Genomic DNA, 13,791 nt, shown 5'->3' with positions numbered 1-13,791 from the left:
CCATAGGAATGTTCACAACTTGATCAAATTTCATTTATTGTTCTATTTATTATAATGACTAGGTATTTCAACACATAAAAAAACTCGGCTCCTAAGAACCGAGTTTACTTTGCAAATTTTGGTGGTTTATTTTTACAATTACACTTTGTATTCTTCTATTTTGAACTTCTTTAATGATGAAGGTTAAATTTTTAAATTGAAGTAATTCCCCATTTTTGGGTATATGTTTAAAACTTTCAAGTAACCATCCACCTAATGTTAAATATCTACTACCAGGCTTTTTTATGTTAAACCGATTAAAAAAACTCGATAAGTCGATTGAGGCTTGGAATTGGTATTCATTCTCATTTATTTGAAAAAAATCATCCTCTAACTCGTCAAATTCATCCCTAATTTCGCCAACGAGTTCTTCTATTATGTCTTCAAGCGTAACGATTCCGGAAGTTCCTCCAAATTCATCCATAACAATAGCAAGATGTGCATTTTGTTTCTGAAGAATTTTTAACACTGTAGAAATTTTCATCGTTTCTATAACAAAAATCGGCTCTCTAATCAGATTATGAATATTAACTGTTTGTTTTTGTATTAGTTGAGTTAAAAATTCCCTTTCAGAAATCACACCGATTATATGATCTATATCCTGTTCATAAACTGGGATTCTAGAGTACCGTTCTTCTAAAAATAAATTATATATAAAGTCCACAGATTCATTAATATCGATCGCTACAACATTTGTCCGGGGTGTCAAAATGTCATTTACTTTTTTTTCTTTAAAAGTGATTGTTCTCAAAAATAATTCATCTTCGTACATTTTAAATTGGTCTTCATCAACAACATCAAATAGTTCATTATGAATTAAGAGATGTTTTTCTATTGTTTCTTCATTTTTTCGATCCTTTGAATTCCTAAAAAAAAGTCGATTAATAAAGGTTAAAAAATTTTTTATACCATTACCCGAGGGAGCATCTGACAAGCACTTCACATCCCTATAACAAATTTTTAAATTATTAACTATCGACAATCCTTTACAAATATTTAATTTATATGTATTCAATAAAGGTAAAATTATGCAAAAAAAAGCCTCTAACTTTACAAAAGTAGAGGGGGAAAAATGAGGTATTGTACGAAACGATTAAAAAATAAGCTGATTGAAATAGTTAATAAAATAACTAGTAGAAGAATAAGGACTTCTGCACAAATCAACCTTACAACCTTATTTTATAATAAAAGGAATTGAATTGGCGATGTAAGTTGTTAACTTTTTGTGAATCATTGTACAAAGTATAACACTATAAGGTTATAGTATTTTTTGTCTAAGAATCAAAAAAAGAAGGTATAAAGACTTATGCCCTTATCCTTCTTTCATCTTATCTTTATGATTTTACTGCTTGAATTAACTCATTTTTTTTTATTTCAACTAATTTAACTTGGTGTGAATCTAATTCAACAACTTTGAATTCAAAGTCCTCAAATATGACAGATTCTCCTTGTTGGATGTCGTGATTTTGAGTTAAAATCCACCCACCAATTGTATCAACATCATCTTCCTCAACATACAGACCGAATAAGTCATTAATTTCGGTAATTAATACTTTTCCGTCTACAATCTTATGTGATTCTGAAATATGTTGAACGGCTGGTTTTTCATCATCATCATATTCGTCACGTATTTCCCCAACAATCTCCTCAAGAATATCTTCCATTGTTAATAATCCCGCTGTTCCACCATATTCATCATACAATATTGCAAGTGGAATACGTTTCTTTTGCATTAACAATAATAAATCATGAATTGCGATTGTTTCAATTACCTGAATAACTGGGCGTGTAAAGTTTGCGAAATCGTATGTTTTTTCAACTTTTCCATCCAGATATCGAATAAAAAAGTCTTTCACATTTACCATACCTAAAATATCATCTTTATCTTCCCCAAAAACTGGGTAACGTGTATATTTTTCATTTTTAATTATTTCAATTTGTTCTTCAATTGGGTCTTCTTCATATAAACCGATAATTTCAGTACGAGGGACCATAATTTCTTTTGCAAGTCGGTTATCGAATTCAAAAATATTATTTAAATATTTATACTCAGCCTGATTAATTTCTCCGCTTTCAAAGCTTTCTGATAAAATAATTCTCAATTCTTCCTCAGTATGAACTTCTTCTGATTCAGATGCTGGCTTAACTCCAAATAATCCTGTAAAAAATCTTGCAGAACTATTTAATACCCAAATAAATGGATAAGCTATTTTATAGAAAACAATAAGTGGAGTAGAAAGTATTAGTGTGATTGATTCAGCTTTTTGAATTGCAACCGTTTTAGGTGCTAGCTCACCAATTACAACGTGAATAAATGTCATAACTGAGAAAGCTAAAATAAACGAAATAGTTTTAGCGATTGTTCCGTTTAATCCAAGAAATTCTACCACTGGGTGTATAAGATGCTCAAATGTTGGCTCACCTAAAAAACCTAATCCTAAAGCTGTAACCGTAATACCTAATTGACAAGCTGATAAATATTCATCTAAACTCGTCGTAACCTTTTTAGCAGCTACTGCACCTCGCTTTTTTTCGGCTACTAGTTGATCAATTCTACTTGATCTAACTTTCACTATCGCAAATTCTGCTGCTACGAAAAAAGCTGTAAGTGCGATTAAAACTGCAATCATAAACAAGTTAACTATGTCCAATGACGAACTCGAGTATATTACTCGAGTATTCACCTCCTGAGAATTTCAATCTACAAAAATATAAAATTATTATTTTACTTACTTAATAGATTACCATAATTTAGTAAAACGCACATATTTTATAGCTTTAATAAATTGTTAAGTTTTAAAATTAATTTAGTCATTATTTTACAAAATGTTTCAATGTTTCAAATAACGGAAATGTATGATGTGACAATGAATCTACTAAAGCGTTTTTTTCACAATCATTCATATCTGATATTACTGGTACTAATTGAGCTAATTTAGCTTCAAGCTCAATAATTTGATTTGATATTTGTTGAATTTGTTCAAAAACACAATTTTTTTTATTATAATTAGTTTGCAATAAATCTTTTATCTCTTCTAAGGATATTCTCATTTTTTTACAATGTTCAATAAATCTGAGAGTCTCAATTGCCTCTGTGGAATAATATCGATAGTTTGATTCTGATCGTTTTGCTTCTAGTAACCCTAATTTTGTATAATAATCAATTGTTCTTTTTGAAACTTGAGCTATTTCAGCTAACTCACCAATGCGATACTCGATCCCAAGTGACAACCCTCCCCATTTTAAGTAATATTTCTATTATATAATTTAGAAAGTATACAGTCAAACGTTACAGTTCTACATAAATTTCGTAATATGTGAGGTATAAAAATAAATATTATTATAAATTTTTGAGTAATCTTTGATGTTTTTTAAGAAGTTGGTACGTTGATTTCCGCTCCAGGATGCTCGCTTTCCATGGGGCGAGACCCGAGCCTCCTAAGCAGGCCTGCGGGGTCTCAGGCTTCCCGCATTTCCCATAGGAGTCGAGCACCTTACGCTCCAATCTTTTTCATTATTTTTAGTTGGTTGAACAAAACCAATGAAAAACAACATTTATTAAAATTTTTTTTAAAAAAAATTTCCTTTTGAGTGAAGTTCTTTTTTTATGTGCAGTTTTCCTAAATTTAATTGCCTCAGATTTTAATTGCAGTCCCCTGTTCTTTTGTAGTTTTTCATCGTTTATTTGCACATTTGAACTCCTTATTTGCTATTCTATAATACTTATTTGCAACACAGGACTTTAATTCGTCCGATTCCTTCTTTAAGTTATTTCAAATCTAATCAATTTACGAAAAAGAGGGCCCCCATCATACTTTTGGGACACCCTCTATTTTTTATGAATTATTTCATTCTCTACAATCAAATAAGCTAAGGAAAACATCAGTAATCTCTGGATCAAACTGGCTTCCTTTATTATTTTCTATTTCCTTTAAGCAGTCTTCTAAAGACATCCCCTTGCGATATAATCGATTTGAAATCATCGCATCATAGCTATCGGCTATTGCTACAATTCTAGCAGTTAAAGGAATTTGATCACCCTTTAGACCTTCTGGATATCCTTTTCCATCGTATCGTTCATGATGGTATAAAACGATATCAAAAATGCCATTTTCATTAAAAATAGCAATATGTTTAATAATGTCATATCCAATCACAGGATGTTTTTTAATTATATTGTATTCATCCTCAGTCAATTTCTCATCCTTCAGTAAAATATGCTCCGGAATTCCAATTTTACCAATATCATGTAATAGTCCCCCTTGGTGGATGAGTGCACAAAGACTTTTAGATAATTTCATTTTCTTTGCGATTTTATAAGCAATATTGGCAACACATTCTGAGTGATGTGCAGTGTAGTTGTCTCTAGAATCTAACGCCTTTGAAAGAGCTAATATTAACTCGATCGATCCCGTTTTAACTCTCTGATATTGTTTCATTAAACCGACTGATATGTACGTGATTAAGTAATATGTAATTAGGTAGCTAATAATATGCCCTGCCTGTGGAACCAAATAGTATCTAGAAACGACTATTATTGTAGAAACTCCCTTAAAAACAATATAATCATTAAATTTTCCATTATCTTTTAAAACTATGTATTTTTATTTATCAATCAAAGTATTATCCGACTTAATTTTTGGTTTTTACTCATATAAATTTACAAATTTAAATACTAAAATAATTAATATTCCCTTTTCATTAATTAGAAAATTAATATATTTGTGAATTTTTTATGATTTTATTTCATCTTTTATTGACCAACGTATATGAGTAGTTTAAAGTTAGAATATTAAAAAAATAACTAGTGAGGATGATTTTTATGGAACGCGTCTTTAATTTCTCTGCTGGCCCTTCTGTCTTGCCTGTTCCAGTATTGGAAAAGGTACAAAAAGAGCTTGTTACTTACGGTACTTCTGGTATGTCAGTTATGGAAATGAGTCATCGTTCGGCTGAGTTTGAAGGAATTATTAAGAAATGTGAAAGCTTATTACGTGAACTTTTAGAAATTCCATCAAATTATAAAGTGTTATTTTTACAAGGTGGAGCATCAACTCAATTTTCAATGATTCCATTAAACTTATTAAGTAAGTACAAAAATGCTGCTTATATTAATACAGGAACTTGGTCAAAGAAAGCAATCTCTGAGGCAAAAAAATATGGAGATGTTCATGTTATCGCTTCGTCTGAGGATGAAAATTTTTCATATATTCCTAATTTAGAAGATTTAGCCCTTTTTGAACCATACGATTATTTACATATTACGACGAATAACACGATTGAGGGGACAAAATACTCTACTTACCCTAAAACAAATTCTCCATTAGTTGCAGACTTTTCTTCAAATATTCTTTCTGAACCAATTGATGTCTCACAATTCGGTTTAATTTATGCTGGAGCTCAAAAAAACATCGGTCCAGCAGGGTTAACAATTGTCATTATTAGAGATGATCTTATTGGAAGTGCTGATAAAAATTGCCCAACAATGCTCGACTACAAAACACATGTCGAAGCTTCTTCACTTTATAATACACCACCTACATTCGGCATTTATGTAGCGATGCTAGTTTTAGAATGGATTAAAGAATCTGGTGGCTTAAATAGTATTTATCAAACTAATCTTTTAAAAGCTCAATTATTATATGATTTTATCGATCAATCTGACATGTTCTCTTCACCAGTTAAGAAAGAGAACAGATCACTTATGAATATTCCATTTACATCAACTTCTGATGAATTAAATAAGCAATTTCTTGCTCAGGCAAATTCAGCTGGCTTGGTGAATCTTGAGGGCCATCGTTCAGTTGGGGGAATGCGAGCTAGTATTTATAATGCGATGCCATTAGAAGGCGTTGAGAAATTAGTTCAGTTTATGATTCAATTTGAAAAGAAAATATTAGAGGAGATTGTAAGATGATTAAAATTCAAACATTAAATAATATTTCTGAGCACGGAATAAAAGAATTTCCTTTGGAAAACTTTAAGATTAACAATGAATTAAATGAACCGGATGGCATTCTTTTAAGAAGCCATAGTATGCATGAAATGAGCATACCAAACAGTGTTAAAGCAATCGCAAGGGCTGGGGCTGGTGTAAATAATATTCCAATCGAAGAATGTACTTCAAGAGGAATTGTTGTATTTAATACGCCTGGTGCAAATGCAAATGCAGTTAAAGAACTAGTTCTGACAAGTTTATTCCTTTCTTCACGACGAATTATAGAAGGTATTGAGTGGACTCGTTCTTTATTTGGTGAAGAAAATGTTTCGAAAATTGTAGAAGCTGGTAAAAAAGAATTTGCAGGAGCAGAGATTGCAGGAAAGAAATTAGGTATTATTGGTTTAGGAGCAATTGGTGCACTTGTAGCAAATGACGCTCTTGCGTTAGATATGGAAGTATATGGTTATGATCCTTATATTTCAGTCGAAACTGCATGGCGATTATCTAGGAATGTACAACGAATCGATAATTTAGATCAAATTTTTTCAACATGTGATTATATAACAATCCATGTGCCTTTAACTCCTGAAACAAAAGGATTTGTGAATGAAAAACTTTTATCAGGAATGAAAAAGGGATCAAGATTACTTAATTTTTCTCGCTCTGAATTAGTAGATGATGTTGCGCTAGAATATGCGCTGAATAACGGCACTGTAGGAGTTTATGTGACAGATTTCCCAAATGAAAAAGTGATTGGTATGAAGAACGTCATTCCAATCCCTCATTTAGGAGCATCAACAACTGAATCAGAAGAAAACTGTGCCCGTATGGCTGCAAAACAATTAAAAAATTATTTAGAAACAGGTAATATTAAAAACTCCGTTAATTTTCCAAATGTAGAATTACCTTATACAGGGAAAAAACGTATTACGATTGCACATAAAAACATTCCAAATATGGTCGGTCAAATAACAGGATTACTAGCAAACTATCAAGTAAATATTGCTGATATGCTTAACCGAAGTAAAGGTGCGTTTGCTTATACAATGATTGATCTTGATGAAACGATCAATGGACCAGTTGAACAGATGCTAAGAGATATTGAGGGTGTTATTTCAGTAAGAATCATCTAACCTTCAGACTTGTGACAAGCGACTGCAATCAGTCTGAACCCAGATTTTTTGTTTTTTTGGTTTTGTCTTCACAATAAAGCGGTAGGTCTCATTATAAGAGTCCTACCGCTTTTTACTTATTATTTATTCAAAACAATTTTCAATAATTGTCGCAACGCCTTCTCCGCCACCAATACATAGTGTTGCAAGACCGTATTGTGTCTCTCTTCTCTTCATTTCATGAATCAATGTAACTAGTATTCTAGTTCCACTCGCACCGATTGGATGTCCAAGTGCAATCGAACCTCCATTTACATTGACAATATTTTCATCAAAGCCGCATTCCTTTAATACAGAAAGCGATTGCACTGCAAATGCTTCGTTTGCTTCAATCAAGCCAATATCACTTAATTCAATCGATGATTTTTCAAGTGCTTTTTTAGCTGCAAATGCTGCTCCAATTCCCATTATGCTTGGATCAACGCCTGCACTACTATTTGCATTAATTTTTACTAAAGGTTTAATGCCTAGTTCTCTTGCTTTACTTTCACTCATTAATACAACTGCTGCTGCGCCATCATTAATACCTGAGGCATTTGCTGCTGTAACTGTTCCATTTTTTTCGAAGGCTGGTCTTAGTGATGAAATCTTCTCTACTGTAGCACCAAATTTTGGATACTCATCCTCTTTAAAGATGATTGGATCCTTCTTTCGTTGTGGAATTTCAATGGTAACAATTTCGCCTTCAAATTTACCTGCCTTAATTGCACTCTCAGCTTTTTGTTGGCTATTTACCGCAAACTCATCTTGTTTTTCCCTAGAGACTTCATAGCGTACTGCTAAGTTTTCAGCGGTGTTTCCCATGTGATAATCATTAAACGCACACCATAGTCCGTCCGCAATCATACTATCAACAACTTGTTGATTGCCCATTCTATATCCATCTCTAGCACCTTTAAGTAAATATGGGGATTGACTCATATTTTCCATCCCACCAGCAACTATAATTTCAGCATCTCCTGCTATAATTGCTTGAGTCGCCAAATGGACTGATTTTAATCCAGAGCCACAAACCTTATTTATTGTCATTGCAGAGACAGTATTTGGAAGTCCTGCCTTTAATGCTGATTGTCTTGCTGGATTTTGACCTAAGCCAGCTTGAAGTACATTCCCCATTATGACTTCATCAACATGGCTTTCTTGAATACCCGCTCTATTAATCGCTTCTTTAATAACTTTAGCGCCTAATTCTACTGCACTTACATCTTTCAATGTACCACTGAAACTTCCGATCGCAGTTCTAACAGCACTAACAATTACAACGTTCTCACTCATTTTATTTCCCCCTTTTTATTTCATCCTAATGAACCAAACGACACGAAATCTTTTAATTTTTTATGTTATAAGCTTTACATTTTTCATAAAAAGTTGACTTGCTTATTTCTAATAATTTTGCAGCTTCAATCTTATTACCTTGAGATTCTATTAGAGCTCTTTTAATTGCTTCCTTTTCAGTCTCCTCAATCATTTCTTTTAATGATTTTAAAGAATTATGATTGTGTAATTGAGATGCATTTATTTCGAATTCAAATGTATTTTTGGGGCTAGTTGGATTTTCATATAAATAAAGAGGTAATTGTTTTGGTGTAATCACTTTACCATTTAGGACATTTATGCATCTCTCAAGTACGTTTTCAAGTTCTCGAATATTTCCTGGCCAATGATGTGACTTAAGAATTTGAAAAACTTCATTTGAAATTTGAATTCCGTTTCGATGAAATTTCCTTTCGAGTTTTTTTATTAATGAATCTGCTATGAGAGGTAAATCATTTATCCTTGATCTAAGTGGAGGAATGTCTATTTTAATTACATTTAAGCGATAATACAGATCCTGGCGGAATTCTTTTAATACGACCATCTTTTCAAGATTTCGATGCGTAGCGGCAATGACTCTTACATCAATGGAAATAGGTGAACTTCCACCAATTCTTTCAATCTCTCTTTCTTGAAGTACTCGCAGTAATTTACTTTGCATATGCAAAGACATATCACCAATCTCGTCTAGGAAAATTGTGCCTCGGTTCGCAATTTCAAATTTTCCTTTCTTCCCGCCTCTTTTTGCACCTGTAAAAGCACCTTCCTCATAGCCAAAAAGCTCTGATTCTAGTAAATGCTCTGGAATCGAAGCGCAATTTACTCGTACAAACGGAAAGTTTCTTCTTGGACTAGCATCGTGAATTGCATGTGCAAACAATTCTTTACCAGTACCTGATTCCCCAAAAAGTAAGATTGCAGAAGAACTTGCAGATACTTGCTCTGCCAAGTTTTTTGCAGAATTAAAGATTGGCGTATCACCAATTATTTGATTGAAGTTATATTTACTACTTAACTCTTTCTCAAATTTTCTTTTATAATAGTTTAATTCTTCTACTAAAGGTTCTACTTTTTTAGAATACTCTAGCCATTCTTGCGCATTACGGAACATTACGGTTCCAACAGCACCTACTAATTCATCACCTACATACAGTGGATAACGATTTGCTACCATTTCAGTATTTTTTATTGGATGGATCTCCGCCACCTCTGCTTGACCAGTTTTAGCGACTATATGCATTCTAGAATTTTCAATAACATCACTCACATCCATACCAATCACTTCATCAGCAGAACGCCCAACAAACTCACAATACGATTCATTCATATATAAAACTTTTCCATCACGATTAACGACAACAATCCACTCAGTTGCAAGATTAATAATCTCGGAAATCCACTCAAAAGGAAGACTCTCTAACATACTTTTCATACCATACCTCACTTAAAGTAGTAGGTAACTAGAAAGGATAAGAGCAGGAATCTCCCCCTGCTCAAAAAACCTTTCATCCTTTTCCTACTGAACTGTATATCCTGCGTCTATTACATTCGCTTGACCTGTAACCCCGCCAGTATATTCACTAGCAAGAAAAACTGTATAATTTGCAATTTCTTTTACTGTAAGTAATCTTTTTTGAGGTACTAAAGGATAAATTACTTCTTCAATTACACTTTCAATTGGTACATTTCTTGATTTTGCTAAGTCAGCCAACTGGTTTTGAACTAAAGGTGTATCCACATAGCCCGGGCAGATTGCATTGACTGTAATACCATCATTTGCACCTTCTAATGCAGCAACCTTTGTTAAACCAATTACACCATGCTTCGCAGAATTATAAGCAGCTTTACCAGCGAATCCTATTAATCCATTGATCGAAGCCATATTAATAATGCGACCATACTTTTGCTTTTTCATAATAGGAAATACATGTTTGATACTAATAAAAGGTGCAGTTAACATGACCTTAATAAGTAATTCGAATTTTTCAGTAGGGAAATCCTCAATTGATGAAACGTATTGTAATCCAGCATTGTTTATTAAAATATGTAATTCACCAAATTGATCGATTACTTTATGAAACGTGTCAACTACTTGTTCTTCATTTGTAACATCACATGCATAACCGATCGCATTAAACCCTAGCTCTTGTAATGAAGTAGCTGACTTTTGAACATTTTCCTCATTTAAGTCGGTTAAGACAACTGTTGCTCCTTGCTCTGCAAAGGTTTTAGCAATTTCAAAACCAATTCCACTACCGGCACCAGTTATCAGTGCAACCTTCTCAGAAAGCATTTGCTGCATTTGTTTGCCTCCTTTTAAAGATTAGTTCACGTTATTTAATAACTTTGGACTAATTGTAAATGTAGCCTCTGTTTTTTCAGTAATTTCTTGAATCGTTGCTCCACCAACGCATTCTACTAAAACCATTCCATTTTCTGTAAAATCAAAAACGGCTAATTCAGTAATTAGTCTATGGACTACGCCTTTTCCAGTTAAAGGTAAAGTACATGCTTTTTTAACTTTACTTTCACCGTATTTATTTGCATGTTCCATTACAACGACGATTTTTTTAGCACCATTTACTAAGTCCATCGCACCGCCCATACCTTTTACCATTTTCCCTGGGATCATCCAGTTAGCAAGATCACCAGTTTCAGAGACTTCCATACCACCTAAAATAGCTAAATCAATATGGCCTCCTCTAATCATCGCAAAAGATTCAGCGCTATCAAAATAAGAAGCTCCTTTAGCCGCAGTTACTGTTTCTTTACCTGCATTGATTAAGTCAGCATCTAGTTCAGCTTCTGTTGGGTATGGTCCAATACCTAGTAAACCATTTTCAGATTGAAGCATAACTTCAATACCTTTTGGAAGATAGTTTGCTAATAAAGTAGGTAATCCAATTCCAAGGTTTACATACATACCATCATGAATTTCTTTAACCGCAGTTTGAATAATTAATTGACGAATATCTTTCATGTTATTAGCCTCCTATACTCCTGTAGTCATTCTACGTTCAATTCGTTTTTCGTATGTTTCACCGTGGAATACGTGTTGTACATAAATGCTTGGCGTATGAATTGCATCAGCATCAAGTTCTCCAACTTCTACTACTTCTTCGACTTCTGCAATTGTGATTTTTCCAGCCATCGCTGCAAGTGGGTTAAAGTTACGAGCAGTTTTTCTAAAAATTAGATTTCCTTGCTTATCAGCCTTCCACGCTTTAACAAATGCAAAGTCTCCTACGATTCCTTCTTCTAATAAATAAGTTCTTCCATTAAATACTTTATGTTCTTTTCCATCTGCGATTGGTGTACCTACACCTGTTGCTGTATAGAATCCTGGGATACCAGCGCCACCTGCACGAATACGTTCAGCTAGGGTGCCCTGAGGAACAAGCTCAACTTCAAGTTCTCCACTTAAGAACTGCTTTTCAAAAATTTTATTTTCTCCAACATATGAAGAAACCATCTTTTTAATTTGTTTATTTGCTAATAAAAGACCAAGACCCCAATCGTCTACTCCACAGTTATTACTTACGATTGTTAAATCCTTTGTCCCTTTATCTCGTAATGCTAAAATCATTTTTTCAGGAATACCGCAAAGACCAAAGCCACCTACAATAATCGTAGCTCCATCATGAATTTGTGAAACAACCTCTTCAACTGAAGTAATTACCTTATTCTTGCCCATTATTTTGCTCCCTTCAAAAGTAAGATTAGTAGTTTAACATTCTTAAACAAGTCCTGTAAGTTTAAATACTGCAATGATTAAGAATACTGCAACTGTTTTAATGATTGTTAATGCAAAAATATCTTTATATGACTGGCGATGTGTTAAACCAGTTACAGCTAATAATGTAATGACTGCACCATTATGAGGCAAAGTATCCATACCACCTGAAGCCATCGAAATAACACGATGCATAACTTCTGGAGGAATATTGTATTTATTAATTGCCTCGATATATTTTTCAGACATTGCACTAAGTGCAATACCCATACCACCTGATGCAGAACCTGTAATACCTGCTAAAGTTGTAGTCGTTACAGCTCCATTTACTAATGGATCCGTAAATGTATGAGAAATTCCTTTACTTACCATTCCAAATCCAGGTAATGCAGAAATTACTCCACCAAAACCATACTCAGCACCAGTATTCATAGAAGCAAGTAGTGCTCCACCAATGCTTGCATTCATACCTGTCTTTAGATTTGTACGCAAATTCTTATAGCCATAAATCATCGCTGAAAGAATCCCAATAACTAAAGCACATTCAACTGACCAAATACCAACAACTGCAGGAATTTGAACAACCCCAAAAGCTTCTAGTCCGATTGCTTTAAAGTCAAAACCATTCGGATACCATTTTGGGAATGAAACAACAAAAAATTTATTTGAAAATCCAACTAATAATAGTGGAACAAATGCTAAAATCTGTTTTAATACTGGTGTAGGAGTATTTGTCGTTATTGAAGGAACTTCTGTTTGCGTTTCATTTGCAGCAGCTAGTTCTCCATTAAATCCTAAATAACCTTCACCCGCTTTTTCTGCTTTTTTACGTCTTGATTCTAAGTACCAAAGACCAACTGCAAGTACAAAAACAGCCGCTAAAATACCTAGAAATGGTGCCGCATAAATATCTGTTTTGAAAAATGTAGTTGGAATTACATTTTGAATTTGCGGTGTACCCGGTAATGCATCCATCGTAAACGTAAACGCGCCAAGTGCGATTGTTCCAGGAATTAATCGTTTTGGAATATTACCTTCACGGAATAAGTTTGCAGCAAATGGATAAATAGCAAATACAACAACAAACAAGCTTACTCCACTATATGTTAAAATTGCGCCCATTAATACAATCGCTAAAATAGCTCTTTTTGCTCCAACTAATTGAATAATTGTTTTGGCGATCGATTCAGCAATTCCAGACATTTCAACGACTTTACCAAAAATTGCACCAAGTAAAAATACAGGAAAATATAGCTTTATGAAACCAACCATTTTTTCCATAAAAATATTACTAAAGAATGGAAGAATATAACTTGGTTCAGTTAAAAGTACTGCAAATAAAGCACAAATGGGTGCAAATAAAATAACAGAAAACCCACGATAAGCAACAAACATTAAAAGTCCTAATGCTAATAAAATAATTAAGATTTCCATAATAACCTCCTTGTTATCTTTACGTATTGGCACTTTTTGACAACGCTTTCATTCAAACTAAGTATTAGTTTAAATTCCACTATTTACTGTATTTTGCTCCTTTCAACAGAATGTTCTTCTGCTTTAATACAAGCAATTAGTGTGCCAAGTTATTTATG

General features: G+C 33.3%; 12 protein-coding genes. 2 read left to right on the top strand and 10 right to left on the bottom strand.

The genetic code is table 11. The features are described from left to right. Positions 1-91: 91 nt before the first annotated feature. The 4 genes from AN960_RS12940 to AN960_RS12925 form a co-directional block, all read right to left on the bottom strand. A complete protein-coding gene (locus AN960_RS12940; RefSeq protein WP_056472036.1) occupies positions 92-973 on the bottom strand; it encodes a hemolysin family protein in 882 nt (293 codons plus the stop codon). A gap of 400 nt (positions 974-1,373) precedes the next feature. Further along, entirely contained in the window at positions 1,374-2,690 is a 1,317-nt protein-coding gene (locus AN960_RS12935; RefSeq protein WP_056472034.1) for a hemolysin family protein, read from the bottom strand. A 163-nt stretch (positions 2,691-2,853) separates the two neighbouring features. Next, positions 2,854-3,270 (bottom strand): MerR family transcriptional regulator, encoded by a 417-nt coding sequence (locus AN960_RS12930; protein ID WP_056472031.1) that lies wholly within the window; start codon positions 3,268-3,270, stop codon positions 2,854-2,856. A gap of 617 nt (positions 3,271-3,887) precedes the next feature. Continuing rightward, positions 3,888-4,478, bottom strand: a complete 591-nt coding sequence (locus tag AN960_RS12925; protein WP_156339679.1) for an HD-GYP domain-containing protein — start codon at positions 4,476-4,478, stop codon at positions 3,888-3,890. 383 nt (positions 4,479-4,861) lie between these two features. On the opposite strand from AN960_RS12925, the gene serC reads away from it, so the two are divergent. Continuing rightward, complete coding sequence (serC, locus tag AN960_RS12920) at positions 4,862-5,956, top strand: 3-phosphoserine/phosphohydroxythreonine transaminase (protein ID WP_056472026.1); 1,095 nt, start codon at positions 4,862-4,864, stop codon at positions 5,954-5,956. Then, the gene (locus AN960_RS12915) at positions 5,953-7,113 is read left to right on the top strand and encodes a phosphoglycerate dehydrogenase (RefSeq protein WP_056472023.1); all 1,161 of its coding nucleotides are present in this window, start codon (positions 5,953-5,955) and stop codon (positions 7,111-7,113) included. Before serC ends, AN960_RS12915 begins: the two co-directional genes overlap by 4 nt. Before the next feature lie 123 nt (positions 7,114-7,236). Here the strand turns inward: AN960_RS12915 and AN960_RS12910 are convergent, their stop codons facing one another. The 6 genes from AN960_RS12910 to AN960_RS12885 form a co-directional block, all read right to left on the bottom strand. Beyond that, positions 7,237-8,427 (bottom strand): acetyl-CoA C-acetyltransferase, encoded by a 1,191-nt coding sequence (locus tag AN960_RS12910; RefSeq protein WP_056472021.1) that lies wholly within the window; start codon positions 8,425-8,427, stop codon positions 7,237-7,239. 52 nt (positions 8,428-8,479) lie between these two features. Continuing rightward, positions 8,480-9,898 (bottom strand): sigma-54 interaction domain-containing protein, encoded by a 1,419-nt coding sequence (locus AN960_RS12905; RefSeq protein ID WP_056472018.1) that lies wholly within the window; start codon positions 9,896-9,898, stop codon positions 8,480-8,482. A gap of 84 nt (positions 9,899-9,982) precedes the next feature. After that, positions 9,983-10,759: a 3-hydroxybutyrate dehydrogenase gene (locus AN960_RS12900; protein ID WP_056472106.1), complete on the bottom strand. Its 777-nt coding sequence runs from the start codon at positions 10,757-10,759 to the stop codon at positions 9,983-9,985. Between the two features lie 30 nt (positions 10,760-10,789). Continuing rightward, positions 10,790-11,446, bottom strand: a complete 657-nt coding sequence (locus tag AN960_RS12895; protein WP_056472015.1) for a 3-oxoacid CoA-transferase subunit B — start codon at positions 11,444-11,446, stop codon at positions 10,790-10,792. Positions 11,447-11,458: 12 nt separating this feature from the next. Next, positions 11,459-12,160 carry a CoA transferase subunit A gene (locus tag AN960_RS12890; protein WP_056472012.1) on the bottom strand — a complete coding sequence of 234 codons (702 nt, stop codon included), beginning with the start codon at positions 12,158-12,160 and terminating at the stop codon, positions 11,459-11,461. A gap of 42 nt (positions 12,161-12,202) precedes the next feature. Then, positions 12,203-13,633, bottom strand: a complete 1,431-nt coding sequence (locus AN960_RS12885; protein ID WP_056472009.1) for a GntP family permease — start codon at positions 13,631-13,633, stop codon at positions 12,203-12,205. Positions 13,634-13,791 lie beyond the last annotated feature (158 nt).

The organism is Bacillus sp. FJAT-25509 (assembly GCF_001420605.1).
Classification (GTDB): Bacteria; Bacillota; Bacilli; order Bacillales; family Bacillaceae_G; genus Gottfriedia.
This window is presented reverse-complemented; position numbering and strand designations above follow the sequence as displayed.

What these genes read in the sequence shown, in the direction of transcription:
- AN960_RS12910 (WP_056472021.1), bottom strand. Translation starts at nt 8,427, where the DNA reads ATGAGTGAGAACGTTGTAATTGTTAGTGCTGTTAGAACTGCGATCGGA.
- AN960_RS12885 (WP_056472009.1), bottom strand. Translation starts at nt 13,633, where the DNA reads ATGGAAATCTTAATTATTTTATTAGCATTAGGACTTTTAATGTTTGTT.
- AN960_RS12915 (WP_056472023.1), top strand. Translation starts at nt 5,953, where the DNA reads ATGATTAAAATTCAAACATTAAATAATATTTCTGAGCACGGAATAAAA.
- AN960_RS12900 (WP_056472106.1), bottom strand. Translation starts at nt 10,759, where the DNA reads ATGCTTTCTGAGAAGGTTGCACTGATAACTGGTGCCGGTAGTGGAATT.
- AN960_RS12890 (WP_056472012.1), bottom strand. Translation starts at nt 12,160, where the DNA reads ATGGGCAAGAATAAGGTAATTACTTCAGTTGAAGAGGTTGTTTCACAA.
- AN960_RS12925 (WP_156339679.1), bottom strand. Translation starts at nt 4,478, where the DNA reads ATGAAACAATATCAGAGAGTTAAAACGGGATCGATCGAGTTAATATTA.
- AN960_RS12905 (WP_056472018.1), bottom strand. Translation starts at nt 9,898, where the DNA reads ATGAAAAGTATGTTAGAGAGTCTTCCTTTTGAGTGGATTTCCGAGATT.
- serC (WP_056472026.1), top strand. Translation starts at nt 4,862, where the DNA reads ATGGAACGCGTCTTTAATTTCTCTGCTGGCCCTTCTGTCTTGCCTGTT.
- AN960_RS12895 (WP_056472015.1), bottom strand. Translation starts at nt 11,446, where the DNA reads ATGAAAGATATTCGTCAATTAATTATTCAAACTGCGGTTAAAGAAATT.